This window comes from Solimonas flava DSM 18980 (assembly GCF_000426685.1).
GTDB lineage: Bacteria > Pseudomonadota > Gammaproteobacteria > Nevskiales > Nevskiaceae > Solimonas > Solimonas flava.
The window spans coordinates 77,527-103,545 of the sequence record NZ_AUFV01000013.1 but is presented as its reverse complement, the minus strand read 5'-3'; the positions used below and the strand labels follow the sequence as shown (position 1 = coordinate 103,545).

The window sequence follows — 26,019 nt, the reverse complement described above, 5'->3', positions numbered from 1 at the left end:
GTGAACGCGGCACGGCCGTCGGCGCCGCTCACGCTGCAGCTCGACGCCGGCATCGAGCCGGCGGGCGAGGGCGCGCTGCGCATCGCCGTCGACCTGTTCGCGCCGCCGCCCGGCGTCACGCCGCGCGCGCTGCTGTGGTGCCTGCCCGGCGGCAACATGAACCGCCGCTACTACGACTTGATCCCGCCCACCGAAGCGGGCGCGGGCGATCTGATTCCGCGGGCCGAAGCGCCGGCGCGCGATCCAGCCTCATCCGGGCGAGCAAACCCTTCGAGTTCCCTCTCCCGCATTGCGGGAGAGGGTGAAGCGCTCGCGACGCGAGCGGTGGGAGAGGGCGAGCGTCCGCTCGACACCAGCTTCAGCTTCGCGCGGACGATGGCCGCGCAGGGCTACGTCGTCGCCAGCGTCGACTACCTCGGCCTCGGCGACAGCAGCAAGCCGGACGACGGCTGGCGCTGCACGCCGGAGACGCTCACCGCGATCAACCGCCAGGTCCACGAGACGCTGATGGCGCAGCTGCGCGCCGGCCGCGCGCATCCGCAGCTCGCGGCGCTGCCGGATCTCGTCAGCGTCGGCGTCGGCCATTCGATGGGCGCGATGATGACGATCCTGCAGCAGGCCGCGCACGCGCCGCACGCCGGCGTCGTGCTGCTCGGCTTCTCCACACGCGGCCTGCCGGAATACGCGCCGCCCGCGTTCAAGGCGCTGGACGATCCGCTCGCTGCGCGTCCGCTGCTCGTCGACGTGGCGCGCAAGATGTTCGGCGACAACCCGTTTCCGGTGATTCACGCCGCGCGCGCCGGCAACGCGGAACTGTTCGGCAGCAAGAAGGCCGAGCCGCGCGGCATCGCCGCACTCAAAGCCGCGACCGACTGCATGCTGCCGGTGCCGGCGATGCTGTCGATGGTGCCCGGCAACGTCGCGCCGGAAGCGGCCGGCATCCGTGTGCCGGTCTTCCTCGGCGTCGGCGAGCGCGACATGGTCGGCCCCGTCCATCAGGTGCCGACCGCGTTCACCGGCTCCTTCGACGTCACGCTGCAAGTGCTGCCCGAAACCGGCCACAGCCACTTCCTCTTCCCGGCGCGCGCGCAGCTGTTCCGCCGCGTCGCGAACTGGCTGGAGGGGCTGATGCCGTAGGCGGCAGAGCCCCGGGCCACGTGGCGTAATCGCCATGCGGCCTCATGCAGGGCCTTGCTCGCCAACGCCGGTGTGTTGATGAATCTCCCTCAGGACATCCGGCCATACCGCGCGCGGCAGCTCGTGCCCGACGCCATCCAGTGTCATGAGCCGCGCGTTCGGAATCGCCTTGTGCAAAGCCTCGGCGTGGACATACGGCAGCACGATGTCGTCCGTACCATGGATCACGAGCGTCGCCTGCCGGATTTCCTTTAGCCGGTCGAGCCAGCCGACGGCGTCGCCAAGCGCTGCATGATTGAAGGCCGTGAGCGGATTGGGCGTCCGTGCTAGGTCCGTCGCCGCCATTTTGCGGATCAGTTCGGGGTCGAATTCATGTGCGGAACCGGAGAGCAGTCTCCATGCGCCGACCCAGTACTCGATGACGGCGTCCCGGTCGCTCCAGTCGAGGTCGGCGGCACGTGAATGATATTCCAGCAGTTCCGGAGCAATGCCCGGCATCGCGGGATCCGCGGAGGCCAATCGCTCGGAAGCGATGGTAGTGACCGTCAGGATTTGATCGGGAACTTTCAGGGCGAGCAGCTGGGAGATATAGCCGCCGAGCGACATTCCGACGACGTGAGCTTTCTGTATGCCGTATCCGTTGAGGACGCGAACCGCATCGTCGGCGAGATCCTCCACGCTGTACGGTGCCGCGCCCGGCTCGTAGCTCGTTGAGCCACCCGTATCCCGATGGTCATAGCGGATCACAAAGCGCCCGCTGCCGGCCAAAGCCGTGCAGAACTCGTCGGGCCACCATGCGCCGGAGGCCGTCGCCCCCATGATCAGGAGAACCGTCGGGTCTTGCGTGTTTCCGAAGCTCTCCGAATAGATGCGTATGCCGTCGGATTCAATGATTCTCGCTTTCACGCATATCCTCTCGCTGAATGGTAATGGCCATTTGCCGTTTGGGCTGAGGGCCCAGCTTGTCGCTTCGTGCAGCATGATCCTGCATAGGGCGAAGTACGATGGATGTATACCGATACCTTCCAAGTTCGCTCATTGCGCCGAAGTCACCGCCTTCTGAAGCTCTGCCAGCACAGCGGAACTCTGCGTCATGCCCCACAGCGCGGTGGATGAACCTTAGATCACGGTGGAAACTGGTCTGGGCGTGAGTTTGCGAAGACTCGGCCCTGAAGACAATGGATAACCGGTGACCGGCGGGATGGTGAATCTACGGGTGGTGCCGTAGAAGAGTCCGGCGCCGATCGACCCAAGACCTCACGCAATCCAGCGCACCTGCGGGCGCAACCCCGCCAGCATTTGCGGCAGGTGGGGCTGCGCAGAGATTCGGCTCCTTCTCCAAGCGCGAGCGGCGCCGCGAACTGTGAAACTGCTCGCAGCTGAAACCGCGTTGACATCATGTTTCAGCGCCGCGACGTCGGCAGGAAACCGTCGGGACCTAGTCTGGGCCGCAACGAAGGAATGTCTCCTTCGTCATCCAGAGAGGAGTCCCGCCATGATCCACAAGTCCTACGTTTCCGCTGTCGCTGCGCTGTCGGCGCTCACCGCCACCGCGCTCGCCGTTCCGGCGCACGCCGGTCCCGTGCTGCAGGGTGTGCAGCTCAATGGCATGCGCATGAATGGCCCTGTCCTTCAGGGCGTGGTGCTCAACGGCATGCGCATGAACGGTCCGGTGTTGCAGGGCGTGATGCTGAACGCGATGCCGGCTCAGGCGCGCGCCGGCGAGCCGGTCGCGGTGCGCCTGCCGAGCGGTGAGCTGATTCCGGTTCGCTGAGCCTGCCATAGGCGATTCGCCGAGCGCCGCCGGCGAATCGCCGCGGCCCCGCGCAACCGCAACCCGGAGTCTCATCATGTCCTTGTCCACGCTGATGCGCAGATTCGCACTGATCATCGCGCTGGGCTTCGCCCAGTCCAGCACCGCCGTATCCCTGAAGGCTGAAACGAAGGCGCTGACGGTCGACGGCAGCGCCTTCGTGCTGCGTCTGCCGGACGGCCGCGTGCTGCGCGGTACCGAGCTGGCCGGGGCGACGGTCTATCTCGCGCTGGACGGCGATCAGCTCGCGGCGCTGAGGCTCGCAGCGATCACGCCCGACCCGGAACACCCGGACATCCTGCGCCACGACTTCGAGGTGCCTGACGGCCGGGGCGGCTGGCAGCCAGCCTGCGAGCCGAACGCCTATGGCGAACGCTGGGGCTTCCCGGTGTCGCTGCCGGAGGATCACCCCGGCCGCGATCACGCGATCACGCTGAGCTGTGCGTCCGGCGCCGTCGTCAAGTGTGCGCGCTTCGGCTACAAGCCGTGGGCGCGCGGCCCGCATGGCGAAGATCTGGTGCCGCTGCACGCGGCATGCGTGCGCATGGTGCGCGCCGACTACTGCGGCGACGGCCATGCGCATACCAGGAACGGCACCATGATCGACGTCTACGACGACCTTGCCGTCCAGGTGCGCGGCCTTGGCGACGATCCGAGCTTTTCTTTCGAAGCCGGCTGGTCGCCGGACGGCGCGGTCTGCTTGCGGCACACGCGATGGACCGATCTGCTGAGTCGCGAACGGCTGCTGGCGCAGTGTCCACGCCTGGCGCGCATCGCCTTTTGCGACGAGCCGGTCGCGCGTGCGCTCGGCGCCCGCCTGTTCAACACCTCCCGTTTATCCCCGTCTCCGCTGCCGACGCCCTGAGCGAGGCATCGGCTCCGCTCGGTTCTTGCAGGAGTGATGAAATGAAGGCTGTTTACATGGGCGCCGGGGTCGCGCTGGGTGCCTTGAGTCTGCAGGTTGCAGCGCAGACGACGGTCCGTTACATCGGCAGCGACGGCAACTGGTTCGACGCTGCCAACTGGAGCAGCGGTCGTATACCGGGCGCGGACGACGACGTCGTCATCGCCGGCCGCAGCCGCGTGCAGATCGATCCGGCGCGCGGCGCGGTGACGGTGCGCATCCGCGATCTCATCGTGCGCGACGCCGCCCTGCTGGAAACCCTGCCCGGCACGCTCATGCAGACCCGAGACGAGATCCTCGTACAGAACGGCAGCGTGGTGCATCGCGCCAGCGCCAGCGTCGGCGAGACGCTGATCGTCGACGGCAGTGCCCAGGCGCGTCTGGCCTGCAGTCCGGCGCAGGTTGTCGAATGCGTGCTGTGGCCGTGGAACGGCTTCGGCGCCGGCGGGATGCTGCTCAATCCGACGCCGAAGTCGAGGCGCGACCTCGTGCTGAAAACGTCGGCTACCGTCGAGTTCGGCCTTGGCGGCCGGCGCCCCGCGAGCCTGTCGCGCGACGCCGCCGGCACGCTGCAGGTCGAGGCCGGCGTGGGCCACTATGCGACGTTGCACGCCGATACGGCGCAGATCGATGGCCGTCTGCGCCTCAGCCTTTTCTACGGCTTCCGCCCCGCCGCCGGCGATCGCTTCCGCATCATCGATATCGGTCGTTATGCGAGCGGGCGTTTCACTGGCCTGCCGGAAGGCAGCTATGTCGGCTGCACCGAGGATCATGTCGCGCTAACGATTAGCTATCGTGGCGGCGACGGCAACGACATCGAGCTGGCCGCGAGCGACGTGGCGCCGATGGTCTGCGTGCTGCTGCCGGCGGTGCAGACCGGCGGCAGCTGGCCGCCGCGTATCAGCGACGGCTGATTCGACATGGCGTTCGCGACGGGCTTGCTGGCGGCACCGGGGCATTCCAAAGTGGGGGTCTTCGCCGCCGCGGAACCCTTCCATGACTGATGCCCCGAACGAGCCGTCCACGCCCGATCTCGGCCGTCTGAAAGCGGCGCCGGCCGGCGCGTCATGGCCGGACGACATGGCGGCGCTCGCCGAGTCGCTACCCGGTGCGGTATTCCGGCTCGAAGGCGATCTGCGCAACCGCATCCGTTATCACTATGTAAGCCGGCGCGTGCGCGAAGTGCTCGGTGTCGAGCCTGAAGCGATCCTGCGCGATCCGTTGCTACCCGCGAGCCTGGTGATCGCCGAGGATTCGGCGACGCTGTTCGCGCGCTACGAGGAGGCGTCGCGAAGCCTGGCGCCGTTCTCGGTCGATGTGCGCGTCCGCCGCCCGGACGGTGCCTTGCGCTGGGTGCGCACCTTTGCCTCGCCGCACGCGCTTCCCGACGGTTTCATGTGGCACGGCTACTGGAACGACGTCAGCATCGAGATCGAAGCCCAGCAGCGCTTGCGCGACATGACCGATTCGGTGCCCGGCGCGCTCTACCAGATGCGGGTGACAACGGCTGGCGAAGTACAGATTGTCTATCTCAGCGAAGGCATCCGTACGCTGATCGGCGTCACCACCGAGGAGGGCCAGCAGGACCTGAACGCGCGCTTCCGCACGGTGCTCCCGGAAGACCTGCCGGCGGTCGGTGCGGCCGTGCGTCAGGCGGTGCACACGCTCGAAGTGATGTGCGTGGATTTTCGCGTCCGCCATCACCGCAGCGGCGAGATCCGCTGGGTTCGCTCGGTAGGTCGGCCACGCCGCGAAGCCGACGGCACCACGCTGATAAACGGCTTCTGGCAGGACCTCACCGATCTCAAGCAGCTGGAGCAGGAGCGTACCCAGGCCCGCGACGCGGCGCGTGCCGCCGAGCAGCGCCTGCGCGCGATCTTTGACCACACCCGGATTGGACTGGTGATGATCGATATCGAGCGGCGGTTCTCCGGCGTCAATCCGACGCTGCGCGAGCTGCTCGACATTGCGGACGAGCAGGACTTCGCGCGCGACTTCGCGGCTTTTTCGCCGGCGCTGCAGCCCGACGGCCGGCCGTCGATGGACAAGGCGATGGAGATGATCGACCTCGCCTTCGCGCGCGGCTACAACCGTTTCGACTGGATGCACCAGACGCGCGGCGGCGAGCCGCGTCCTTGCGAGATCGCGCTGACCCGCGTCGAACTCGGCGGCGCGACGCAGCTGTTCGCGACGATGAGCGACCTGCGCGAGCGCGTACGGCACGAAGCGGAACTGAAGGCGGCGTGGGCGCAGGCGCAGGCGGCGTCGAAGGCCAAGAGCGAGTTCCTCGCCAACATGAGCCACGAGATTCGCACGCCGATGAACGCCATCGTCGGTCTCACGCATCTGGCGCTGATCAGCGACGATCAACGCCAGTTGCGCGGCTATCTCGGCAAGATCGACGGTGCGGCCAAGTCGCTGCTGCAGATCATCAACGACGTGCTCGATTTCTCCAAGATAGAGGCCGGCAAGCTGGCGCTGGAAGCGGTGCCGTTCGATCTGTACGGCGTGCTCGACAACCTGGTCGACCTGCTCGACGTGCGTTCCGCCGAGAAGGACCTGGAGCTCCTGCTCGATGTCGAGCCGGGCCTCGGCACCCAGTTGGTCGGTGATCCGCTGCGGCTCGGCCAGGTGTTGCTGAACCTCGCCGGCAATGCCATCAAGTTCACCGAGTGCGGGCAGATCGTCGTGCGTGTTCGTACGCTCAAGCGTGGCCGCGATTTCGTACGCTTGCGCTTCGAGGTTCGCGACACCGGCATCGGCCTCAGCGAGGACCAGATCGCGCGTCTGTTCGAGTCGTTCTCTCAGGCGGACAGCTCGACGACGCGCCGCTATGGCGGTACCGGCCTCGGTCTGGCGATCTCGCAGCGCCTGGTTGACCTTATGGACGGCGAGATCGGCGTCGACAGCGCGCCAGGCCGCGGCAGCTGTTTTCATTTCACCGCCCGCTTCGGACGCGCGGCGGCGCCCGTGGCGTCGCCGCCGGCGTCGCTGCGCGGTCTGCGCGTGCTGCTCGTCGACGATAACCCGACCGCGCTGACGATTCTGCGCGGCCATCTCGAAGCCTTCGGCTGCGAGGTCGCCGAAGCCGGCGACGGCGCCAGTGCCATTGCACGCGTGCGCGCCGCCGGCGCGCGCGGCTATCGCTTGCTGCTGCTGGACTGGCAGATGCCGGGGCTCAGTGGTATCGAGACCGCACGCCGTATTCGCGCACTCGCCGCCGCGGAGCCGGTCGTCATCATCATGGTGACGGCATTCGGCCGCGAGGAAGTCGAGCGGCAGGCGCAGGCCGCCGGGTTCGACGGCTTTCTCATCAAGCCGGTCAATCCGTCGGTGCTGCACGACACCATCGTTGCCGCGCTCGGCCGCGAGCTCGTCGTCGGCGCGGTGCAGGAAGCGCCGCCGATGCCGACCGGTGCGCGCCTGACCGGCCGCCGCGTGCTGCTCGTCGAGGACCAGGACATCAACCAGGAAGTCGCGTACGAGCTGCTGCAGCGTGTCGGCGTGCGCGTCGACGTTGTCGCCGACGGTCGCGCGGCGATCGCGCGCGCGGCTGCCGCCGACTACGACGCGGTGCTGATGGATGTGCAGATGCCGGAGATGGATGGGCTCGAGGCGACACGCCGCATCCGCGCGCTCGGCTCCGCGCGCGCGACGGTGCCGATCATCGCGATGACGGCGAGCGCCATGGCCGGCGATCGCGAACGTTGTCTGGAAGCCGGCATGGATGACCATCTCGGCAAGCCGATCGACGTCGGGCAGCTCTACGCGTTGCTCGAGCGCTGGGTCGACGCGGCGGGCAGCGATGGTGCGGGCGCCGCGGCGACGGACAACGCCGGCGTCGACTTCGACGCGGCGATCGCGCTGATGGGGGGCGACCGTACGCTGTGGCAGCGCGCGGCGCGGCGCTATCTGGCGTCGCCGTCGGCACCGCACGCCATCGCCGCGGCACTGGCCGCCGGCGATGCGAGCACGGCGCTGCGTCAGGCGCACGCGCTCAAGGGTGCGGCGGCGACGCTAGGCATGACGGCCTTGGGTCAGGCGGCGGCGCGGGTCGAGCAGCGACTGGCCGAAGCTCGGGACGTCGGCGCCGAACTGCACGCGCTGACGGCGGCGGACGTTGCGGCCCGGTGTACGATCGGCGAGCGTCTGTAGCCTACTGCCTGGGGAGGGCATGGTGAAAACCCGCATCGCCGTGGTCGATGACGACGTGCTGGTTCGCGAGCTGCTGGTCGACTACCTGTCGGGGCAGGGCTATGAAGTGCTCGGCTACGACGGCGGCCCGGCGCTGCGCGCGGCCTGTGCTGCGGCAGCGGCCGCCGCACCGCACTGTGTGATCCTCGATCTGGTGATGCCGGACGAGGACGGTCTTTCCGTGCTGCGCTGGCTGCGCGCCGGTTCCGACGTGCCGGTCATCATGCTGACCGGCAATGACGCGACCGCCGACCGTGTCGTCGGACTCGAGCTCGGTGCCGACGACTACATCGCCAAGCCGGCCGACCTGCGCGAGCTGCTGGCGCGCGTGCGCAGCGTCCTGCGCCGGCGCGGCGGGCCGGCGGCCGGTAGCCTGCCGCCGCCGGTTCGCGAGCCGCCGGCGAGTGCTGGCGAAACCTGGTTCGGACGCTGGCGTCTCGATCGTGCGCGCCGCCGCCTGGTCGACAACGGCGGCGAGATCCTGCTGATCACCGGGTCCGAGTTCGCGTTGCTGTGTGCGTTCGCCGATCATCCCGGCGTGGTGCTGTCGCGGGAGCGTCTGCTGGAACTGTCCGACACCGATCCGACGGCGGTATTCGACCGCGCGATCGACCTGCGCATTACCCGGCTGCGTCGCAAGATCGAGCCGGTGCCAGGCGATCCGACCGTGATCCGCACCGTGCGCGGCCACGGCGGCGGATATGAATACGTGCCGAGCGCGGCTCCGAACTACGGTCGCTAGCTCCTGAGTCCGACTCACCTCCCACAAGTGGACGGGGTGGCCGGGCCGCGCCTGGCTTACAGTCCGGCCACTCACGAATGATGGAGAACCCCACGATGGCGACGGCACTCAAGCCCGGCGCGCGCTTCAAGAGCGCGGTTTGCGAAACGCAGGTGATGGTCGTGAAGGCGCCGGCCGGCGAGCACGATCTGCGCTGCGGCGGCGCCGAGATGATCGCGCCGACGGCGACCGGCGCCGGCGAGCCGGACCCGGCCTTCGTCGGCGAGACGCTGATCGGCAAGCGCTACGTCAACGCCGACGAGTCGCTGGAGCTGCTGTGCACGAAGGGCGGCAAGGGCTCGCTGAGCCTCGGCAGCACGCCGCTCGAGGTCAAGCAGGCCAAGCAGCTGCCGTCGTCGGACTAGCATCGAGGCCGCGGCGCGCGTGCCTGCCGCGTCCGCGCAGCGCGGCTCCAGAGTGAAACTGCCATGAACATTTCCACCATCCTCGACATGGCCGCCGAGGCCTTCGGCGATCGCACCGCTGTCGTGTCCGGCGAGTTCGCCTACACCTATGCGGAGCTGCGCGAGGCGGCCTGCCGCGCCGCGGCGCGGTTCCGTGCCAGCGGCGCGCAGTACGTCGGCCTGCTCGACGTCAACAGTCCGGCGGCGCCGATCTCGATCTTCGGCGCGGCCTACGCCGGCCTGCCGTATGTGCCGCTCAACTATCGCCTGACGCGGCCGGAGCTCAACGAGCTGATCGAGCGCGTCGCGCCGGTGGTGCTGGTGGTCGGCGACGAATTCGTGTCGCTGGTCGAGCCGCGCGAGGGCGTGGAATTGCTGCTGCGCTCGGAGCTGCTGGCCCTGCCGCCGCTGGCGGCGGACGCCGAGCCGCCGCAGCCGGACGAGGACCCGCGCGCGGTCGCCGTGCAGCTGTTCACCAGCGGCACCACCGGCAAGCCGAAGGCGGCGATCCTGCGCCACGAGAACCTGATGTCGTACATCGTCGGCACCGTCGAGTTCGGTGCCGCCGAGGAGAACGACGCCATCGTCGTCACCGTGCCGCCGTATCACGTCGCGGGCATTTCGGCGGTGCTGTCGTCGACCTACGCCTGCCGGCGCATGGTGCAGCTGGAGAACTTCGAGGCTCGCGCCTGGCTCGAAGCCTGCCGTGCGCATGAGGTCAGCAATGCCTTCCTGGTGCCGACCATGCTGCAGCGCGTCGTCGACCACCTGCTCGAAGAGGACGCGGACGCGGCGCTGCCGGCGCTGCGCGCGATCGCCTACGGCGGCGGCAAGATGCCGCTGTCGACGATCGAACAGGCCATGCGTCTGTTCCCCGGCGTCGATTTCACCAATGCCTACGGTCTCACCGAAACCAGCTCGACGATCGCCGTGCTCGGTCCGGACGATCACCGCGCCGCCGCCGCCAGCGACGATCCGCGCGTGCGCCGGCGTCTGGCTTCGGTCGGCAGGCCGGCCGCGGTCGAGATCCAGATTCGCGACGAGGACGGCCGCGTGCTCGGGCCGGAGGAGGCGGGCCTGGTGTTCGTGCGCGGCCCGCAGGTCTCGGGCGAGTATCTGTCGCTCGGCAGCCAGCTCGACGCCGAAGGCTGGTTCCCGACCAAGGACCGCGGCTATCTGGACGACGAGGGCTACCTGTTCCTCGAAGGGCGCGCCGACGACGTGATCGTGCGCGGCGGCGAGAACATCTCGCCGGGCGAGATCGAGGACGTGCTGCTGTCGCACCCGGCGGTCGCCGACGTCGCCTGCGTGGCGATGCCGGACGAGCAGTGGGGCGAGGCGGTGGCGGCGGCGGTCGTGCTCAAGGATGGCGCCCGCGTCGAGCCGGAAGAGCTGCAGGCGCTGGTCCGCTCGCAGCTGCGCTCCTCGCGCGTGCCGCAGGCCATCGTCTTCAAGGACGCGCTGCCGTACAACGAAACCGGCAAGGTGCTGCGTCGTCTGATCCGCCAGGAATTCGCCGAACGCGCGGCGGCCTGAGCGCGCCGCTATCCTGTCCCGCCTGACGCCGGAGTCCGCGATGCGCTTCGTCATCGAAAAGACGGTTGAGATCAACGCCCCCGCCGAGGTGGTGTGGGAGGTGCTCGCCGATCTGCCGAAGTATCCGCAGTGGAATCCGTTCTGCATCGAGGCGCGCTCGACGCTGAAGCCCGGCGATCCGATCGACATGAAGGTCAAGCTGCTGGCGCGGCCGCAGGCGCAGCGCGAGTGGATGAAGGAATACGTCGAGGGCCGGCGCTTCGCCTACAGCATGAAGCCGGTGCCGGGCGGCGCGCTGTCCTCGTTCCGCTCGCATGACGTCGAGCCGATCGACGCGACGCGCACGCGCTATCGCTCGTACTTCCATCTGCAGGGCTGGCTGCGTTTTCTGGTGTTGGCCTTGCTGCGCGACAAGCTCGAAGCCGGCTTCGCCGGCATGACGGACGGCGTCCGCCGCCGTGCCGAGGAACTGTGGATACACCGCCAGACGCAGGCCGGCGGCGGTTGAGGCGCGCATGAGCGCCGTGCTCGCTGCGCCGGCCGAGGCTGCGCCGGACGCGGCTGGAGACGCGGCCGGGAAAGCGGTCGATACGGCCGCGCGTTACCGCGACCATCTGTTGACCACGCTCGGCGCCGCGCCGGCCGCGCGCGTGGTGCCGCCCGCCGAGCATCCGGCGCGCGCCTGGGCGCGCAGCGGCCTGATGACGCTGTGCGGCGCCGCCGACGGCGCGCCGCAGCTTTCCGCTCTTCCGCTCACGGCGCTCGCCGACGGCGCGCTGGCCGCGCTGGCCAGCCTCGCGCCGCAGGCCGAGCTTGCCGATCTGCGCGGCGCCGCATTGCTCGCCGAACGCGCCGCGCTGATGGGGCTGCAGCGACGCGGTGCCATTTCCGCCGGCGGTGCCTGCCGTCTGCTGCGCGCTGGCGACGGCCTGCTCGCGCTCAGCCTGCCGCGCGACGACGACTGGTCGCTGCTGCCGGCCTGGCTCGAAGCGCCGGCCACGGACTGGGCCTCGGTCGAGGCCGCGGTGCGCGAGCGCGATGTCGACGAACTCGTGGAGCGCGGCCGCCTGCTCGGCCTGGCGCTCGCGCCGAGCCGCGTCGAGGCGACGCCGGTGCCGTGGCTGCGCGTGCATGCCGGGCGATCGTGGCCAGGCGTGCTGGCGGTGCGTCCGGCGCCGCTGGTCGTCGATCTGTCCTCGCTGTGGGCCGGGCCGCTGTGCTCGCAGCTGCTGCAGCGCTGCGGCGCCGAGGTCATCAAGGTTGAAAGCACGGCGCGCCCGGACGGCGCGCGCCGCGGCTCGGCACCGTTCTTCGATCTGCTGCACGCCGGCAAGCGCAGCGTCGCGCTCGATCTGCACAGCGCCCGCGGCCGCGCGCAGTTGCTGGCCCTGCTGCGCCGCGCCGATATCGTCATCGAGGCCTCGCGGCCGCGCGCGTTGCGGCAGATGGGCATCGACGCCGAAGCCCTGCTGCGCGAAAAGCCGGACCAGAGCTGGATCGCGATCCACGGCTACGGCCGCCAGGAGCCGCAGGCGCAGTGGATCGCCTACGGCGACGATGCCGGCGTCGCCGCCGGGCTGTCCGCCGCGCAGCAGCTCGCCGGCGCCGAGCCCTGCTTCATCGGCGACGCGATCGCCGATCCGCTGACCGGCCTGCACGCGGCGCTCGCCGCGTGGGCGAGCCATGCGAGCGGCGGCGGGCGGCTGATCGCACTGTCGCTGCACGAGGTGGCGCGTCAGGCCGCGCAGTTCGAGGCGCCGCGCGACGCCGCCGGCTGGCGTGCGCGCCGCCGCGACTGGCAGGCCGAGCTGCGCTCCGGCGACGTGCGCGCCCCGCAGGCGCGCTGCGTGCGCGCCGCGGCGGCGCCCTTCGGCGCCGATACCGATGCCGTGCTCGCGCGTCTGGGCGGCGCATGCTGATCCGCGACGCCGAGCTGCATTTCGGCGCGCGCGTCGACGTGCGCATCGCCGACGGCCGCATCGCCGAGATCGGCGCCGGTCTGCGCCCGCGCGGTGGCGAGACGGTGCTGCCGGCTGCCGGCGGTGCGCTGCTGCCGGGCCTGCGCGATCACCATCTGCATCTGCAGGCGCTGGCCGCGGCGGGTGCGTCGGTCGCCTGCGGGCCGCCGCAGGTCGACGACGAGGCGCAGCTGGCCGCGGCGCTGCGCGCGGCGGCGCGCACCGGTACCGGCTGGCTGCGCGGCGTCGGCCATCACGAATCGGTCTGCGCGACGCTCGATCGCGACTGGCTGGATCGGTGCGTGGCGGCGCGGCCGCTGCGCGTGCAGCATCGCAGCGGTCGGCTGTGGACGTTCAATTCGGCGGGGCTGGCCGCGCTCGGCGTGCGCGACGGCGACGGCGGCGGCGATCCGTTCGAGCGCATCGACGGCCGTCTGAGCGGGCGCCTCTACGACGCCGACGACTGGCTGCGCACGCGTCTGCCGCGCGAGCGGCCGTCGCTCGCGGCGATCAGCCGCGCGCTCGCGGCGCGCGGCGTGGTCGGCCTCACCGACACCACGCACACGAACGGGCCGGACGATCTCGCGCACTTCGCCGCGGCGCATGCGCGTGGCGAGCTGCTGCAGGATCTCTGCGTGATGGGCGACGCCCGGCTCGACGGCTGCGCCGGCGTGCCGGGCGTGCAGCGCGGCGCGCACAAGTTCCACCTGCACGAGCACGAGCTGCCGGAATTCGAGGCACTGTGCGCGGCGATCGCGCAGAGCCATCGCCACGCGCGGCCGGTCGCGTTTCATTGCGTGACGCGCACGGAACTGGCGTTCGCGCTCGCCGCGCTGGACGAGGCCGGGGCGCGCGACGGCGATCGCATCGAGCACGCCGCGGTCGCGCCGCCGGAGCTGGCCGCGCAGATCGCGCGGCTGCGGCTGACAGTGGTGACGCAGCCGAACTTCATCGCCGAACGCGGCGACGCCTACCTCGCCGACGTCGACGCCGACGACCGGCCCTGGCTGTACCGGCTGCAGGGCCTGCGCGGCGCCGGCGTCGCGCTGGCCGGCAGCACCGACGCGCCGTTCGGCGACGCCGATCCGTGGCGCGCGATGCAGGCCGCCTGCGAGCGGCGCAGCGTGCGCGGCGCGACGCTCGGTGCCGATGAAGCGCTGACGCCGGAGGCGGCGTTCGCGCTGTATACCGGCCCTCTGCAGGCGCCGGCGCAGGCCGCGCCGCCGCTCGCGGTCGGCGCCGTCGCCGATCTGTGCCTGCTCGACGCGCCGTGGCGCGCGGTGCGGACGCGGCTCGGCGAGGCGACGGTGCGCGCGACCTGGCGGCGTGGCGAGCTGATCGGCTCGCGCTGAGGCATTTGCGCACTTGCACCGTCGTCCGAGCAGACGAAGAATTTGAAGATTCCGTTCTTGAAACTCGGCACGAAGGAGTGATCGCCCGCATGCGCAGTACTCGACGCAAGGCAGAGCAGGACCGGGGTGCCGGTGGCGCCGGTGCCGCCGCGCGCGTCGGCCGGCCGCCGGCCGTCAGTGCACAGGCGATCGTCGCCGCGGCGATCGAGCTCGGCCTCGATACCGTCACGTTCAAGCAGATCGCCGATCGTCTCGGCGTCGCGCAGGCGACGCTCTATCGCCATGTGCCGAACCGCGACGAGCTGGTGCGCCTCGCCGCCTTCCAGCTGACGCTGGCGCGCCGCCTGCCGGACAGCCAGCACGAGCACTGGTCGGCGCTCGCCGAGCGCTATGCCGAGAGTCTGTTCGAGGCGTTCGTCGGCGAGCCGCAGCTGATCGCCGAGCTGTCGCGCGGCCGCCTCGGCCCGCACGCCGAGATCGACATCCTCGAACAGTTCCTCGACGTGCTGACGCGCGAGCACGGCTTCAGCGTCGAGGAAGGCGCGGTGCTGTTCCACTCGGTCGGCATGCTGACGGTCGGTGCGGCCTCGGCGGCGATCGGCCTGAAGGCCAGCATCCAGAACGGTGCTTCGTGGCAGCAGCTGGTGCAGCGCACGCTGGTCGAGCGCGACGAGCGCTCGCTGCAGCTGTCGCGCCGCGTGCTCGGCCGCGTCGGCGAGTCGAGCCTGCTGATCGACTGGCGCAGCGCGCTGCGCACGATGCTCGCCGGCTTCGCCGCGGCGCGCGGCGAGGCGCTGCCGCCGCCGGCTGCGCGCCGCAGGCAATAGGACGACAACGGGGGAAGCATGGACAAGTGGATCTGCGTCATCTGCGGTTACATCTACGACGAGGCACTGGGCATGCCGGATCACGGCATCGCGCCGGGCACCAAGTTCACGGAGCTGCCGGACGACTGGGTCTGCCCGGAGTGCGGTTCGCCGAAGGATTCGTTCGAGATCTACACCGGCTGACGCGCGGCCGCGGCTGCGGCTCGCCGTGCAGGCACGATCACAGGGGAGACAGGCATGAAGCACCAGGTGCAGGCGCGCTATCCGGCGGCGCCGGACGTCGTCATCAAGATGTTCACCGACAAGGGATTCCATACGCGCAAGCTCGACGCGCTCGGCATGCCGTACAAGGTGCTCGCGCACGAGTTCGACGGCCAGACCTTCCGCATCCGCGTCGAGCGCAAGGTGCCGGTGCAGATGCCGGGCGGCAAGAAGGCCGAGGCGACGGTGACGAACGAGGAAACCTGGCACGTCGCCAGCCGCACCGGCAGCGTCAAGGTCGAGGCCGGCGCGATGCCGCTCGAATGCGCGTGCACGACGGCGATCGCCGACGGCGGCAGCGAAACGCTGGTGACCTACGACTGGACGGTCAAGTCGAAGATTCCGCTGCTCGGCGGACAGATCGAGAAGATGGCGGTCGCCGACATGGACACGCGCTCGGCCGATGAAACGCGCATCGCGATCGAACTGATTGCCGACTATCGCTAGGAAGCTCTGCAGCAGTTCCTCCATCGTCATCGCGAGGCGCCGCAGGCGGTGAATCCATCCCGCGGCGCGCGAGGCCGGCGGCGGCTCTGAATCGCCACGGCTGCTGCGCGGCCTCGCGATGACGGTGTTGTTCAGCCCCTTTCTTGCGTTCCGGTGCGGCGGCGTGCCGCGCTTTTTTCAGCGTGCAATGGAACTCGCGCGCCGCGCTGCGGTCGCGTCCGCGCGCGCGAGCGTCGAATACTCGTTTCGGACGAGGCACTGCGCTTTTTCGGAACTACGATAGGTTTTCGCGGGCACGCATGGATCGCGTGTCGCCAGGTCAGCGCGACACGCGGCTGACGATGGCGCCAGACGAACAGCGCGATGCAGCGAATGCCGGCTGCGGCGATTGATGGGATCGTCAGCGGGCGTATCCCAAGGATGAGGAGAGAACAATGAAGTTCAGAATGGTTCTGGCGTCTTGCCTGACGGTCGGCGCCGCCGGCCTGCTCGCGCCGGCTGCGTATGCCAAGGTCGATGCCGCCAAGGCGGCGGAGCTGAACGGCCCGAAGCTGACCTGCATGGGCGCCGAGAAGGCCGGTTCGCCGGACGGCGTTGCCGAATACACCGGCAAGTATCTGAACAGCTGGCCCGGCATGAAGAAGCCCTACGGTTACGAGCCGGGCCCGTACGCCGACGAGAAGCCGCTGTTCACGATCACCGCGAAGAACATGGCCCAGTACGAGGCCAAGCTGACGGAAGGCCAGAAGGCGCTGCTCAAGCAGTATCCGGATTCGTACCGGATGAACGTCTATCCGAGCCACCGCGACTTCGGCGTGCCGGACTGGGTCTGCGACACCGTCAAGAAGAACGCCACGACCGCGGAGGTCGTCGACGACGGCCTCGGCATCACCGGCACCAGCGGCGCGATTCCGTTCCCGTTCCCGAAGAGCGGTCTCGAAGCGATCTGGAACGTCATCAATCCGCATCGCGCCTGGACCGAGCAGGCGGTCTGCGACATCGCCGACGTCTACGCCAACGGCAGCATCGCCTGGGGCCGCAACAAGTTCATGACGCTGAACCCGGGCAACGACCCGAAGAAGCGCGGCTCGTTCACCGACAAGATCAACGCCTATTTCTACACCGGCTATCTGCTGCCGGAGCGCGACAAGGGCTTCGTCGCCGTCGGCATCCAGCCGAACAACTTCACCAAGGACTCGACGCAGTCCTGGCAGTACCAGCCGGGCATCCGCCGCGTGCGTCAGGCGCCGGAAGTCGGCTTCGACTACCCGGTGCCGCCGGCCGGCCTGCGCACGGTCGACGACGACTACGTGTTCAACGGCTCGCCCGAGCGTTACAACTGGAAGCTGGTCGGCAAGCAGGAAATCTACGTGCCGTACCACAACTTCAAGATCAACGATCCGGCGCTCAAGTACGCGGACATCATCAAGCCGAACACGATCAATCCGGACTACGAGCGCTACGAGCTGCATCGCGTGTGGATTCTCGAAGGCTCGCTGAAGGACGGCGTGCGCCACATCTACAGCAAGCGCCGCCTGTACGTCGACGAGGACACCTGGATGGCGCTGTGGGCCGACAACTACGACGCGCGCGGCCAGCTGTGGCGCGTGGCCTTCGTCAACTACTTCTTCTCGCAGGAATCGCAAACCTTCCATCGCGGCACCTCGGTCTATCACGACCTCACCGCGAAGGCCTACGAGGCCGGTTACATGGTCAACGAGCGCGGCGACGGCTGGTGGCGTACGAACCGGCCGCTGACGCCGGCAATGTTCAGCGCCGAGGCTGCTGCGCGCGGCGGTCACTGAAGTCGGGCGCTGTACGTTACATCCAAGCGGGGCGGCTTCGGCCGCCCCGTGTCTTTGAGGCGAAGAGATCATGAAGACTGCTTTCATCACCGGCGCCAACGTCGGTCAGGCCAATCTGCTGAGCAAGGCGCTCGCCGAGCGCGGCTGGCGCGTGTTCGCCGGCGTGCTGCCCGGCGCGCCGACCGATCTGAAGACCGGCGGCAACATCACCGTCGTCGAACAGGACGTGTCGAAGACCGAGTCGGTCAAGGCCAGCGCCGAATTCGTCACGCGGGCGCTGAACGGCGGCGGGCTCGACCTGCTGATGAACGTCGCCGGCGTCGCCAACATCGGTACCGGCGTGCTTGAGGCGGCCGACCTCGGCGCCGTCGAGCGCCTGTTCAACATCAACATGTTCGGCCAGCTGCGCGTGATCCAGGCCTTCCTGCCGCTGATCCGCAAGAACGCGCCGGGCTCGCGCATCGCCAACTACAGCTCGGGCGCGATCCTCGCCAACCCGGTCGGCGCCGGCGCCTACAACATGACCAAGCATGCGATCCACGGCATGACGCTGACGCTGCGCCACGAGCTCGCGCCGTTCGGCATCCAGGTCACCTCGATCATTCCCGGCGGCGTGCTGACGGCGATGTCGGCGAACTCCCACGCCAACACACGCAAGACCTGGAACGAGCAGCCCGAGGCGATCCGCAAGGTCTACGAGCCGCATCTGGGCAAGACCATCATGCAGGTGCTGCCGGACATGCTCGAAAAGAGCGGCGCGACGCCCGAGCAGGCGCTGGCCGGCACGCTGGTGATCCTCGACAAGAAGAAGTGGAAGCCGATGGAATACCTCGGCCGCGACGTCAAGCCGATGGGCCTGATGAAGCGCCTGCTGTCCGACAGCCAGCTCGAAGCGCTGATGCGCAAGACCTTCCAGGTGCCTTCGTACACGGCCTGAAGGCCTCGGCCCGGCCGTGCGTGGTCTCGGCCGGTCGGGCCGATGGTGTCTGTCGGTGGAGATTCAGGGTGCGGTGTTCGCCGGCGCGTGGCTTCCCCCGCCGCCGTAGATTAGAATCGCGCCCCTAAGCGCCCGTAGCTCAGCTGGATAGAGTATTGGTTTCCGAAACCAAGGGTCACAGGTTCGAATCCTGTCGGGCGCGCCATTTTGGTACAAAAGTCAGAACCGCTCCCGCGGGGCTGACTTTTCCTTTCGCCGCCGCACTGACGAGCACGTCCTTGCGGCCTTGAATGATGATCTGGTTGTCCTCGACGACGATCAGATCGACGAAGGCGCGGAGGTACGCCTTGCGTAGCGGGACCTCGCCCTCGGTGAGCCGCTGCCGCAGCCCGTCGGCGAAGCGGGCGATCTTCTCGGGCGTCGGCTGCACCATCGCCGCCTGCGCCAGCAGCTTGCAGCGTTCCAGCTCCGCCGTCGCCTCCGCCTTGCGCAGCTTCAGCGCATTGAGCTGTTCCTTGAGTACGGATTCGGTCGGATCGAGCACGCCGGCCTGTAGCGCGCCATTTGGTTTGAGACGCCGCGACACATGATTTGGGGCGCGAATTTCAGGCTGGTCAAAACCCTAGCCCTACCTGCGCCGTCAGCGGCTTTGGCGCGGGCCAGCCGCCCGGCCAGTTGCCGATGATCAGCTCGGCGCGCTCGGCCTGGTTGTCGCCGCCGCCGACGGTGTAGGTGATCGGCACCGACTGCATGGGCAGGCCGGCGAAGACCTCGCGCATCGTTGGGTGGTCGTTGACGGTGATGACCAGACAGCCGTCGATCGAGCGGGCTGCGCTGGCCAATGCCTCGTATTCGGCCAGCGGAAAGTCCACGCCGTAGCCCTCGGTCTCCCAGTACGGCGGGTCGGCGAAGAAAAGCGTATGCGCCCGGTCGTACTTCTCGATGCAGGCAGCCCAGGGCAGGCATTCGATCGTCGCCTCGCAGAGCCAGCGCCAGGCGTCGAATAAGTCCTCCTCCAGCGTCAACAGGCTGAGCCGTGGCCCGCTGGTGGTCGAGGTTCCGAAGCTCTGGCCGTCGACGCGCCCGCCGAAGCAGAGCTTCTGCAGGTAGAAAAACCGGGCGGCGCGCTGAATGTCCGTCAGCGTCTCGGGGTTCGTCATCTGGTGCCATTCGAAGATTTTCCGGCTCGTGAAAGCCCATTTGAACTGCCGGATGAACTCCTCGTAGTGATGCTTGACGACGCGGTACAGATTGATCAGTTCGCCGTTGATGTCATTGAGCACAGTGGCCGCCGCTGGCGGCTTCGCGAACGCGATTGCGGCCGCTCCGCTGAACAGCTCGACGTAGCAGGTATGCTCGGGGAACAGCGGCAGGATGATCGGCGCCAAGCGGCGCTTGCCGCCGATCCAGGGAATGATGGGTTTGGTCACAGTGAGCCTCTCGGGGATTTGATAGCCTCCCGGCGCTCCGCGGAGCTGGGGAGGCCTTGGCTGGCTCACCTCTGTGCAGGTGGGTGCGGCGGCCCTGGCTGTGTTAGCGCACAGCCAAGGCCGCCTCCTTTCATGTCGTCACGCCGTCCGCCGCCAGACCCTTGCTACTCGGTACGGCGGCAGCAGGCTGAATGCCTGGCTGCCGCCGGCGGTATCGAAGTTGTCAGCGTTGGGCGCGCCAGTGCTGTAACCATCGATCTCGCCGCCATTACCGACATGCGGTTTGATCGCGGCGCCGACGGGCAGCTCGTTTATCGACAGCGTCTTGGTCTTGGCGCCGCCCTGCTTGCCAATCGCGTTGAACTCCGTCTGACTAGCGTCATAGCCCACGAGCACGCGACCCGGGACCTCGATCCACGTCTGCCACGGCCAGCGCATCGCCGGCGATACGCTGCTCTCAGTAACCAGATAGTCACCGACTCGATGCTCCAGATCAGCGAGCGCGCGGTAGAGCTGCGCAACTCCGGCTGTCGGCGTCAAGCCGGCCGCCTCGATGATCGAGACGATCTCCTCCTGCACGTCGTTCGGCCATACGTCGCCGAACTCGGTGGCTTTTTGCGCGGTGCCCGGCACCCCGAGCTGGAACTTGCCGTCTTCGGTTGCGTTCGGCGTAGCAATGCGTTTCATGGCTCAGGGTCCGTATGCAAAAAGGAATTCGACATGCGCTGGCTTGATCCGATTGAGCGCGCATTCGAGCTGTGCGTTGCCCCAGTACCGCAGCGGGGTTTCGATGTTGTCGGCGCACGTCATGTCGGTAACAGTGACTGCAGCGGCATGAATGCGGGAAACTGCGGGGGCCACATCCTCAAACGTGATCGCATACCCCATCGACGCAGCCACGCTGATGAAATACGCGCGAGAGCTGCCGCCTGTCGCATTGAGTCGGCCCACGACCGCCGTACGTCGTTGCGCAGGATAGCCGCCGCCGGCGTCATCGAGGCAGCCATCTGGAAGCCCGCAGCTCGCCTCCCACTCCGGCAGCAGCTCCGACGTCGTGCGGGGATCGCGCTCGACGCGCAGCCGCTCCACAGCCTCGTGGAAGCGCGCCAAGCCATCCGCGATTGCGAGACGCAGGCCCGTCACCACTGGCCCGCGCAGTCGCTCCCACAACGCGCCGCGCTGGCTCAGTGCGCGCAGCTGAGCTGCGTATTGATCGCTCAGAGCCACGTGACCGTCCCGAGCGTCAGGATCTTGCCGGCCGGCGCGCTCGGCGACGCTACCGGCGCCGACAGCGTGAAGTTGTCGACACCGGTGCCGGCGCCGATCGTCGTGATCAACTTGGTCAGCGCGATCGACCCCTCCGGCACAGCCTCGCGCCGGAACAGCTCCTGCAGCGCAGCCTCGATCCGCACGCGCGCGGCCGGATCGTCCGGCACATCGTCGATCGTGAAATCAACAGGCTCGGCCTCGGGCGCGAGCACCTCCAGACCGTTGATGTAGGTGCCCGGAGTCTCAGGGTCCTCGATCACGAGGCCAACCGGCTTGATCTCATCCGAGTCGATGTAGTCGAAAACCGCAGAGACGTCCGCAGCGCTTGCCAGCTCCGGCCCCGCATAGTCGTCGTTGATCACGTACACGCGCACCGAGCCCGGCCCGCGGTACGTCGGGAAACACCACGCCCGCGTGATCGTGCCGACCGAGCGCGCCCAGCGTACGTAGTCGGCCTTGCTGCCGCCGTGCGGCGGCTCCTGGATCTCGGCGAGCATGCGCTGCCGCATGTCCTCGATGTCTTCAAGGTCCGCACCGCCGGTGAGCCCGCCGGCGGTGACGATTGCCTCAGCTTGCACGCCGGCGAGCGGCGAGATGAACGTCAGCGTCTCGCCCGCTGCGGCATTGCCGTCGCTCCCGGCCGTGATCGCGGTGACGGCGACGTCGACAGTGCCCCCGCCGCCGATCACGCCGTCGCTGTCGATCGCGTACTCGACGCCGTTGCGCTGCAAGCGTGAGTCTGCAGCCACCGACGCACCGGGCGCGCCGGTCAGCGTGATCGCGCCGGCCGCCGTCGTCGGCTGCCGGCGCTGCACGCCCCAGATGCTCGCCCACTGCGGGAGCGTCCGCACGGCTGTGTACGGATTCGACTCGATCGACTCGGCTTGCAGAAAGCCGTAAAGCGAATGCAGCGCGCCGCTCAGCTCCGCGAGCAGCGCGCCGAGAATACCGCGGCGAAGTGTCGGCGCAGCGCCGTCGATGCGCGTCGCGATGTTGGTCTGCGCGCGGGACTGCAGACTCGTCAGCGATGGGCGGGAAAGTGGCATAGCTATGGCCAGTATCGATCTAGATGCTGATATAAATCACGGCAGAACGATGTCGTATCGCGTCGCGAGAATAGAGTGGATGCGATCCCAAAATGTCTTATATGCAGGCTTCGAGTAGTCGGCCGCAAAACAGAAGCCGTAGCCCATGTCACCCTCGAAGAACCCGCCCGAGCTGGTCGAGACACCAAACCCGAGATTCGTGCTGGCAGCTTGCAGCGGGAAAGTACCCGCCGAGGTAAACGGCAGCGCGACCTTGTCTTTGTAGACGACGCCGACTCCGGTTTCCGCGTTATAAGTAGCGGCGTAGATATGTGCAGCTGTGTCTGTCAGCGTAGTGGTGTCGAGTTGCGTCGCTCCATGCTGGATACGCAGAGCACCGGACGCTGTGATCGAGAAGCCGCACTTTCCGCTTTCCGACGTGCACAGTTCACGCCGCCCGGATGCAGTGACGGCGGGAATCTTGGCGACGACGATCTTCGTGTAATCGCCAGTCGGATGCAGATTCAGCCCCTCGATCGTCAGGCCGTCCGTCCGGGATACCAGCATGTTGACCGTGGGGCGGCCATTAATCGCAGTCCCCAGCACCGGGGCTGCGGCGCTGAAGTTCTTCATGCCATAGCCATTGACTCGATCCTTGAGCCCGATGGGGACCGTCGAGCGGAATTTTTCCTGCGGATCAAGCCACGCGACGAGACTCGGCATGCTGGCCAGTTCGATCTCCTCGTCGGTGACATCGATAACAGGAAGGCCGGTGGCGCTGAACGAAACGCCGCTGAGCTTTACAAATTGACGATTCATGTTTTTCTTTCCTTAGATGCTGATCAGTTTTGAGAAAGTGACGCACCAATTCTTGAGCGGGTCAGTCAGCGCTGATCCGGACATCCCCCGCGCTGCGCGATGTGCCTGCAGTTTCGCGCTCGGCGGTGTCGGATCGCTGTCGCAGAGGCAACCGCGCGGCCCCGTCAGCGGTCCAGCGTTTGATGGGCCGACATTGGTATACGCGTAGCGAAGCATGGCGCCATCCGCCAGCGGCTGACTCACTGTCACGAGCACCTGCGTAGCGTCTACTGATAACGCAACCGCGGTGATAGTTGCTCCGCCGGTGTCGGCCAGCTCAAAGCCGTAATTGCCGGGGTCCGCTACGCCCAGCGGGTTCGTTGTGGCGTCGTAGACGCTGAACCTCAAATCTCCGACTCGACCGGCAAACGAAACCGTGATCGTCGCCGTGCCGTCGAATACCACCGATGACGGACGGAGAGGATTCCAGCTGTTCGGCACCGCTTCATTTTGCTTCCAAGCCTTTGCGTAATACTCGGATAGCGTTCGGATGCCGTACGCGGATAGATGCACACCGTCATCCACGCCAGCATTCTGGTTGTCGTGGGGCAAAAAATACTTCGGCGCGACCAGCATGCCGAGCGGGTTTTGCTCGTGTACGTCGAGCTGCGCAATGACTGACTTGCTTGTCGTTTGCGTCCCGCTCAGCGACCAGCTGTGGTGCTGCGTGAGATACAGCGGCACATCTTCTGCCTGTCCGGTGATGGCTTTGATGTCCGCGTTGTAGTCAGCGATCCACTCGTTGAGATTGCTCAAGTACGCAGCGTTCTGCGAATCCCCTTCTCCGTGCTCACAGAGCATGCCGATGACTCGATATTCGAGGCCCAGCGAATTCGCGAGCGCCTTCGCCCGCGTAACAGCCGTGATCGAGTTCCGATAAGCGTAGTTCGTCGTGTCGGTCAGCCCCTTTTTCAGGATCGCGTAGTTGCCTGACCCACGGCCATGCCCGGAGAACAGCAAAAGCCGATCATCGCTGTTGATAAGCTCCCCGAAGCCGAAGGCATGCGATTCGAGGTATTGGCCTTCGAGGTTGACGAAGTGGTCAATCTCCGTTGCAAGGATCTCCGCATCCTGATCGTCGATGTCCCATGCGCCGGGGTACATGCCAGACGGGGCAGGACGGAAATTCGGCCACGGGTGCTTGAAGCTGCCGTTACCGTTGAACTGCAGACACGCGCCAGGGAGAATTTCTCCTACGGTCAGCGCGGAGGGCAGCGCGGCGTGTGCGATAACTTTGGGGATCGTATTGCTTTGACCAATAATGAGGATGTGATCGAGCCGGCCGTTGTAGCTCTTGATTGCAGCGCCGCTGCCGTAGAGCGGTTTTCGCCAGAGCTTGCGCGCGCCGTCCATGTCCGACATGAATTTGACGTACGTGTTGTTGAGCGCGACGGGACCGTAGGCGTCGTACTCGTCTGGCGTTACCGCGAATTCGCCGTCAGCGTCGGCCGCGAAAATCTGCTGGAACGTACCGTCGGTGCGCGTATAGACGACGGGCTGCGCATCAGTCGCGCTGACATTTTCACCGGCGACAATGCCCTCGATCACTGTCAGCCGGCCGGCAATGTCGTCGACGCGTCCGCTCAATTGCCCGACGACGGTGCCTGACTTCGTGACTCCGATCGCGATCCTTTTCGAGTCGTCGATGATGCCCCACAGCACTTCGTCGGTGCTGTAAATCGCGGCGCGGACCTCGCCATCTCTGACGATGCGCGTCTTGCCATCGGCCGTCAGCGCGATCGCTGGCACCCCGTAGCGATCGGTGACGCCCCAGACCATGTCGATGCCGGTATACGGCATTGCGACCGATGCGCTATTGCTCAGAGACGCATTGATCTGTGACGCCAGTGTGCTGACCGCCGCATTCGTATCGGACGTCATTTCTGCCAGCGCAGTTGGCACCCAGCCGATAACAGCCCCGGTTTCGTCAACGCCAATGGCAACTTTTCCGTCGGCGTCAAAGACCGCCCACGCCGCAGTCGTGTTGTATGGCAGCCGCGGCAGCGCCGCCTCTCTTTCCAGCGCCTCGGCTGCATCGTTTTTTTCGCGCGTTGCAACCTCGTCGGCAAGGGCTGCATTTGACGCCTTTCCGGATAGCCCAGTGTCTCCGATGCGCGTCCACGCGCCGACCGTGGTTGCATATGCGGTGTACCGGCCGGCATTCGCGACAGTCGCTGACGTCTGCGGATCGGTGTGAGTGCCTGCGTCGCTGTCGAGGACTTCGGCGCCCTCGCCGATGACGGTCGGCGTGTATGTGGCGAGCGTGGTCCACAGCGCGGCGGTCCGTGCAGACGCTTGCGCATTGTCGGCGGCTGCCGTTGCGATGGCCGCGGCAGCCGATGCGGTAGCGGCAGCCGCCTGCGCATCAGGGCCAATCGCCTCGACCTGTGCAGTCAGATCCGCAACGAGCTTCGCCGGCGACGGCACGTCGACCACGCCGTTGTTCTCGGTGTGGCTGCTATCGCCGCGCCACCAGCGCGCGAGCGCCTCGGCGATCGGCTTGATGATCTGTGCGGCGTAGGAGAGGTCAGTCTCAGCGGTCATTCGGCAAGCTCCGGCAGGGCCGTGTACCAGATGTATTGATAGTCGCCGGCGATGCCGGACATCACGAGCGCGTAGTCGCTCGCTTCATCGATCGCACTCGGGCCGAGCGACTTTTGCCACAGCTCCGCGAGGCGGTAGCGCTCGACGCCGTTGGCGCGTGCGATCTCGACGTCGAGCTGCAGCTGACCGCGTGCGTCCCAGCTGGGCGTGACGCTCACGCCGCTGGCGATGCTGTCGTCGACGAGCCAGGCCAGCGCCTGCTCGGCGTACTGCTTGGCCTCGGCGAGCTTCGCGGGAGTGCGTTTGCCCGGCAGCACGCGCCACAGCAGCGAGCCGTTGCGGTCCGCGGCGTCCGCGAGCAGCGCGTCTTGCCAGCTGCCGCGGCGATCGCCGTCGGCGGCGTCCGCGTACTCGCGGTCGGTGAGCAGCGAGGCGATGACAGCCGGACGCAGCGAGTCGTCGGCCAGCAGATCGCCGCCCCACAGCACGAGGTCGTAGGTGCCGTCGTCGAGCGCTTGGAGGGCGAGGTCGGTCATG

25 protein-coding genes and 1 tRNA gene are annotated in these 26,019 nt (G+C 67.7%); 17 read left to right on the top strand and 9 right to left on the bottom strand.

Annotation, left to right across the window (positions count from 1 at the left end):
• Nucleotides 1-1,137, top strand: coding sequence for an alpha/beta hydrolase (locus tag K343_RS0114610; protein ID WP_028008706.1), 1,137 nt, complete (start codon nt 1-3; stop codon nt 1,135-1,137).
• 42 nt (nt 1,138-1,179) lie between these two features.
• Here the strand turns inward: K343_RS0114610 and K343_RS0114605 are convergent, their stop codons facing one another.
• Nucleotides 1,180-2,043, bottom strand: a complete 864-nt coding sequence (locus K343_RS0114605) for a putative esterase (RefSeq protein ID WP_028008705.1) — start codon at nt 2,041-2,043, stop codon at nt 1,180-1,182.
• 589 nt (nt 2,044-2,632) lie between these two features.
• On the opposite strand from K343_RS0114605, the gene K343_RS0114600 reads away from it, so the two are divergent.
• The 16 genes from K343_RS0114600 (at nt 2,633) to K343_RS0114520 (ending at nt 18,561) form a co-directional block, all read left to right on the top strand.
• Entirely contained in the window at nt 2,633-2,911 is a 279-nt protein-coding gene (locus K343_RS0114600; RefSeq protein ID WP_028008704.1) for a hypothetical protein, read from the top strand.
• A gap of 76 nt (nt 2,912-2,987) precedes the next feature.
• Entirely contained in the window at nt 2,988-3,815 is an 828-nt protein-coding gene (locus tag K343_RS23570) for an ADYC domain-containing protein (protein WP_154662590.1), read from the top strand.
• Between the two features lie 41 nt (nt 3,816-3,856).
• Nucleotides 3,857-4,768, top strand: coding sequence for a hypothetical protein (locus tag K343_RS0114590; protein WP_028008703.1), 912 nt, complete (start codon nt 3,857-3,859; stop codon nt 4,766-4,768).
• Between the two features lie 82 nt (nt 4,769-4,850).
• Nucleotides 4,851-8,009 carry a response regulator gene (locus K343_RS23565; RefSeq protein ID WP_051278472.1) on the top strand — a complete coding sequence of 1,053 codons (3,159 nt, stop codon included), beginning with the start codon at nt 4,851-4,853 and terminating at the stop codon, nt 8,007-8,009.
• A gap of 19 nt (nt 8,010-8,028) precedes the next feature.
• Entirely contained in the window at nt 8,029-8,790 is a 762-nt protein-coding gene (locus K343_RS0114580; protein WP_028008702.1) for a response regulator, read from the top strand.
• 95 nt (nt 8,791-8,885) lie between these two features.
• Nucleotides 8,886-9,194 carry a hypothetical protein gene (locus K343_RS0114575; RefSeq protein WP_028008701.1) on the top strand — a complete coding sequence of 103 codons (309 nt, stop codon included), beginning with the start codon at nt 8,886-8,888 and terminating at the stop codon, nt 9,192-9,194.
• 63 nt (nt 9,195-9,257) lie between these two features.
• Nucleotides 9,258-10,769, top strand: a complete 1,512-nt coding sequence (locus K343_RS0114570; RefSeq protein ID WP_028008700.1) for a class I adenylate-forming enzyme family protein — start codon at nt 9,258-9,260, stop codon at nt 10,767-10,769.
• A 40-nt stretch (nt 10,770-10,809) separates the two neighbouring features.
• Entirely contained in the window at nt 10,810-11,277 is a 468-nt protein-coding gene (locus K343_RS0114565) for an SRPBCC domain-containing protein (RefSeq protein WP_028008699.1), read from the top strand.
• A 7-nt stretch (nt 11,278-11,284) separates the two neighbouring features.
• Nucleotides 11,285-12,688, top strand: a complete 1,404-nt coding sequence (locus K343_RS0114560; RefSeq protein WP_051278470.1) for a CoA transferase — start codon at nt 11,285-11,287, stop codon at nt 12,686-12,688.
• Nucleotides 12,682-14,079: an amidohydrolase family protein gene (locus tag K343_RS0114555; protein WP_028008697.1), complete on the top strand. Its 1,398-nt coding sequence runs from the start codon at nt 12,682-12,684 to the stop codon at nt 14,077-14,079. The genes K343_RS0114560 and K343_RS0114555 overlap by 7 nt, the downstream gene beginning before the upstream one ends.
• A gap of 89 nt (nt 14,080-14,168) precedes the next feature.
• Nucleotides 14,169-14,906, top strand: a complete 738-nt coding sequence (locus tag K343_RS23560) for a TetR/AcrR family transcriptional regulator (RefSeq protein ID WP_154662589.1) — start codon at nt 14,169-14,171, stop codon at nt 14,904-14,906.
• Between the two features lie 18 nt (nt 14,907-14,924).
• Complete coding sequence (locus tag K343_RS0114545; protein ID WP_028008695.1) at nt 14,925-15,089, top strand: rubredoxin; 165 nt, start codon at nt 14,925-14,927, stop codon at nt 15,087-15,089.
• A gap of 54 nt (nt 15,090-15,143) precedes the next feature.
• Nucleotides 15,144-15,614 (top strand): DUF2505 domain-containing protein, encoded by a 471-nt coding sequence (locus tag K343_RS0114540; RefSeq protein ID WP_028008694.1) that lies wholly within the window; start codon nt 15,144-15,146, stop codon nt 15,612-15,614.
• Between the two features lie 434 nt (nt 15,615-16,048).
• Nucleotides 16,049-17,419, top strand: a complete 1,371-nt coding sequence (locus K343_RS0114530) for a DUF1329 domain-containing protein (protein WP_028008693.1) — start codon at nt 16,049-16,051, stop codon at nt 17,417-17,419.
• A gap of 70 nt (nt 17,420-17,489) precedes the next feature.
• Complete coding sequence (locus tag K343_RS0114525; protein ID WP_028008692.1) at nt 17,490-18,356, top strand: SDR family NAD(P)-dependent oxidoreductase; 867 nt, start codon at nt 17,490-17,492, stop codon at nt 18,354-18,356.
• Between the two features lie 128 nt (nt 18,357-18,484).
• Nucleotides 18,485-18,561, top strand: a tRNA-Arg gene (locus K343_RS0114520).
• Here the strand turns inward: K343_RS0114520 and K343_RS24135 are convergent.
• The 8 genes from K343_RS24135 to K343_RS23555 all read right to left on the bottom strand — a co-directional run bounded on the left by K343_RS24135 (nt 18,532) and on the right by K343_RS23555 (nt 26,018).
• Nucleotides 18,532-18,900, bottom strand: coding sequence for a hypothetical protein (locus K343_RS24135; RefSeq protein ID WP_028008691.1), 369 nt, complete (start codon nt 18,898-18,900; stop codon nt 18,532-18,534). The genes K343_RS0114520 and K343_RS24135 overlap by 30 nt on opposite strands.
• A gap of 70 nt (nt 18,901-18,970) precedes the next feature.
• Entirely contained in the window at nt 18,971-19,786 is an 816-nt protein-coding gene (locus K343_RS22320) for a DNA adenine methylase (protein WP_051278468.1), read from the bottom strand.
• Nucleotides 19,787-19,924: 138 nt separating this feature from the next.
• Nucleotides 19,925-20,473, bottom strand: a complete 549-nt coding sequence (locus K343_RS0114505; RefSeq protein ID WP_028008690.1) for a phage baseplate protein — start codon at nt 20,471-20,473, stop codon at nt 19,925-19,927.
• Between the two features lie 3 nt (nt 20,474-20,476).
• Complete coding sequence (locus tag K343_RS22315; RefSeq protein WP_084615908.1) at nt 20,477-21,013, bottom strand: YmfQ family protein; 537 nt, start codon at nt 21,011-21,013, stop codon at nt 20,477-20,479.
• The gene (locus tag K343_RS0114495) at nt 21,004-21,870 is read right to left on the bottom strand and encodes a baseplate J/gp47 family protein (protein WP_161628901.1); all 867 of its coding nucleotides are present in this window, start codon (nt 21,868-21,870) and stop codon (nt 21,004-21,006) included. The genes K343_RS22315 and K343_RS0114495 overlap by 10 nt, the downstream gene beginning before the upstream one ends.
• Before the next feature lie 267 nt (nt 21,871-22,137).
• Nucleotides 22,138-22,899, bottom strand: coding sequence for a hypothetical protein (locus K343_RS0114490; protein WP_028008688.1), 762 nt, complete (start codon nt 22,897-22,899; stop codon nt 22,138-22,140).
• A 12-nt stretch (nt 22,900-22,911) separates the two neighbouring features.
• Nucleotides 22,912-25,482, bottom strand: coding sequence for a hypothetical protein (locus K343_RS0114485; RefSeq protein WP_028008687.1), 2,571 nt, complete (start codon nt 25,480-25,482; stop codon nt 22,912-22,914).
• The gene (locus K343_RS23555; protein WP_051278465.1) at nt 25,479-26,018 is read right to left on the bottom strand and encodes a phage GP46 family protein; all 540 of its coding nucleotides are present in this window, start codon (nt 26,016-26,018) and stop codon (nt 25,479-25,481) included. Before K343_RS23555 ends, K343_RS0114485 begins: the two co-directional genes overlap by 4 nt.
• Nucleotide 26,019: the final 1 nt, after the last annotated feature.